The 3,079-nt window shown below is 38.5% G+C and carries 1 pseudogene; it reads left to right on the forward strand.

Annotated elements, in window-relative coordinates:
• Window positions 1-49: 49 nt before the first annotated feature.
• Window positions 50-2,908: pseudogene (locus QY97_RS18755) on the forward strand (Tn3 family transposase); the annotation flags it as partial.
• Between the last annotated feature and the right edge of the window lie 171 nt (window positions 2,909-3,079).

The raw sequence follows: 3,079 nt of genomic DNA on the forward strand, positions 1-3,079 counted from the left end.
TGATAGGTTGATATTTTTTGCTGGTATATTTGGGTAAATAAGCGTTTCATCTTATCAAGCAAAAACTGTACACTTTATTCTAGCAGTCACAAGAGATCATAATCGTTTAGGATTTGCTGTCCAATTATGTGTATTTCGCTATCCCGGGTGGTCTCTTACAGATGTTGAACCTATACCAGATTATGTAATGCAATATATAGCAAAACAAATAAATGCTAATCCCGATTCTTTTTCCTTATATGCTCAACGCGACCCAACCAAGCATGAACATATGGAAGAAATTCGACAGGTATATGGATACCAGAATTTTTCTGTAAGTACATATCGGGAATTAGCTCAGTATCTTTTGAAACATGCTCTTCAAAACGGCAGTTCCATGTATCTACTTCGAACTGTTCAAGAAGAACTACGGAAACGAAAAATAATTCTTCCTGGAATGACTACAATAGAGCGACTTGTCTGGGAAACTCGTCGGAGAGCAGAGGAAAAGATTTTTAAATCCTTAACCGGGTCCCTTTCAGACTGGCAAAAGAAAAAGTTAGATGAATTTATCGATCCACTTGTGGAGAGCAGAAAAACCCCATTAGCATGGTTGAGGGAAATTCCCGGTCAGTCATCACCTGATGCTTTTCTAAAAGTAATAAAGCGCTTGGAATATATTAGGGAGTTAAAACTTCCGACAAATATACATGAAGTACATCCCAATCGATTGCTTCAATTATCACGTATCGGAGCACGTTATGAACCCCATTCATTTCGTAGATTTAAAGAAAATAAGAAATATGCCATTCTTGTAGCATATCTAGGAACACTAAGTCAGGACTTAATTGACCAAGCAATTGAAATTCACGATCGGCAAATGATGATTTTACAATCGAAAGGTCGCAAAACACAAGACGAAATGCAAAAGGAAAATGGAAAAGCAGTTAATGAAAAGGTTGTTCATTTTGCAGATATTGGGGCTGCGCTTATTCAAGCACGAGATGAAGGGCTTGATCCATTTAGCACCATTGAAAAGGTAATGCCTTGGAATAAAATCGTTACTTCCGTTGAAGAAGCAAAAAAGTTAGCACGACCAATGGATTATGATTACCTTGACTTGCTAGAGAATAGATTTATTTATCTAAGAAAGTATACCCCTACTCTTCTTAAATCATTAGAATTTCGCTCTACAAATGCAGCTGAACCATTATTATGTGCATTAAAAACATTGAATGAGATGAATGAATCAGGAAAAAGAAAAGTACCAGATGGAGCGCCATTAGATTTCGTCCCAAAACGATGGGAAAAGCATGTGTACAACGAAGAAGGAACAATTAATCGACATTATTATGAAATGGCTGCCCTAACGGAATTAAAAAATCATATTCGTTCGGGAGACGTATCTGTAGTAGGTAGTAGGCTTCATAAGGACTTTGAGGAGTACCTTGTTCCTAAAAATGAATGGACCACAACCAATCTTACAGATACTAGATTGGCAGTTCGCTCATCAGCAGAGGAATACCTTGAGGAAAGAAGGAATGCTCTAGCCGAACGCTTTACATGGGTTTCAAATAACCTTGATAGTCTTGAAGGAGTAAATATCGAAAAAGTAAAGCTCAGAGTGGATCGTCTGGAAAAGAATACACCAGAAGAAGCACGAACCTTCAGTTTGACCTTATATAATATGTTGCCAAGAATTAAGCTTACCGACCTTTTAATGGAGGTAGCCCACTGGACAGGGTTTGACGAAATGTTAATACACGCTTCAACAAATCGACCTCCAAAAGGTGAAGAAAAGATCATTCTTATGGCTGCGCTCATGGCAATGGGAACGAATATCGGATTGACTAAAATGGCAGATGCTACGCCTGGAGTTTCCTACCACCAGATGGCAAATGCCGCACAGTGGCGCTTGTATGATGATGCTATAAATCGAGCACAGGCCACTTTGGTAAATTTCCAACACAAGCTTGCTCTAGCCTCTTATTGGGGAGATGGCACCACATCTTCATCTGACGGAATGCGAGTACAAGTTGGTGTTTCGTCGTTGCACGCCGAAGCAAATCCCCATTACGGCACAGGGAAAGGGGCAACCATTTACAGGTTTACAAGTGATCAATTTTCGTCTTTTTATACGAAAGTTATTAATACAAATGCGAGAGATGCCGTCCATGTCATCGATGGATTACTTCATCATGAAACAGAATTAAATATTGAAGAGCACTATACTGATACAGCCGGTTATACCGATCAAGTTTTTGGTTTAAGTCATTTGTTAGGATTTCGTTTTGCACCAAGGCTTCGTGATCTAGCCGACGCCAAACTATATACAATTCAAAAACCAAGTGATTTTCCTAACCTAGAAAAATTACTTCGTGGACGGATTAACATAAAGGTTATTCAAGAAAACTTTGATGATGTACTCCGTTTAGCCCATTCTATTCGAGAAGGAAAAGTGTCCGGTTCACTTATTATGGGGAAATTAGGATCATATGCAAGGCAAAACAAGTTAGCTACTGCATTGCGAGAAATGGGAAGAATTGAAAAAACTATTTTTATCTTGGATTACATATCTAATGAAGCACTTCGCAGGCGTATTCAACGGGGATTGAACAAAGGGGAAGCAATGAATGCCTTGGCAAGAGCATTATTTTTTGGAAAACGGGGTGAGTTACGGGAACGAGGGCTGCAAGACCAGCTTCAACGTGCAAGTGCCTTAAATATTATAATTAACGCCATTAGCGTATGGAATACCGTATATCTAACCGAAGCAACAAATTTGCTGAAGGAAAAAGGGATTTTACGAGAAGACTTACTAAAACATATTTCGCCATTAGGATGGGAACATATCAATTTTCTTGGTGAATACACCTTTGATATGAAGAAAGTAGCAAGCTTACATTCGTTGCGCCCTCTTATTCAATAAAATAAATGTTGATTTGAAAAGTTTGATGACCTCCGCCCGCACACTCGCGACTTCAGTCATGAGTTAGGGCGGTTTTTTTGTTTGTAATAAAAAAACACATATGTTAAATTAAATTTAGGTGAGAATATTATGAAAATTAGAAAAGGCAGAGGTTATGTTTACGCCATCCAA

It is taken from the genome of Bacillus thermotolerans (assembly GCF_000812025.2).
Taxonomy (GTDB): domain Bacteria; phylum Bacillota; class Bacilli; order Bacillales; family Domibacillaceae; genus Quasibacillus; species Quasibacillus thermotolerans.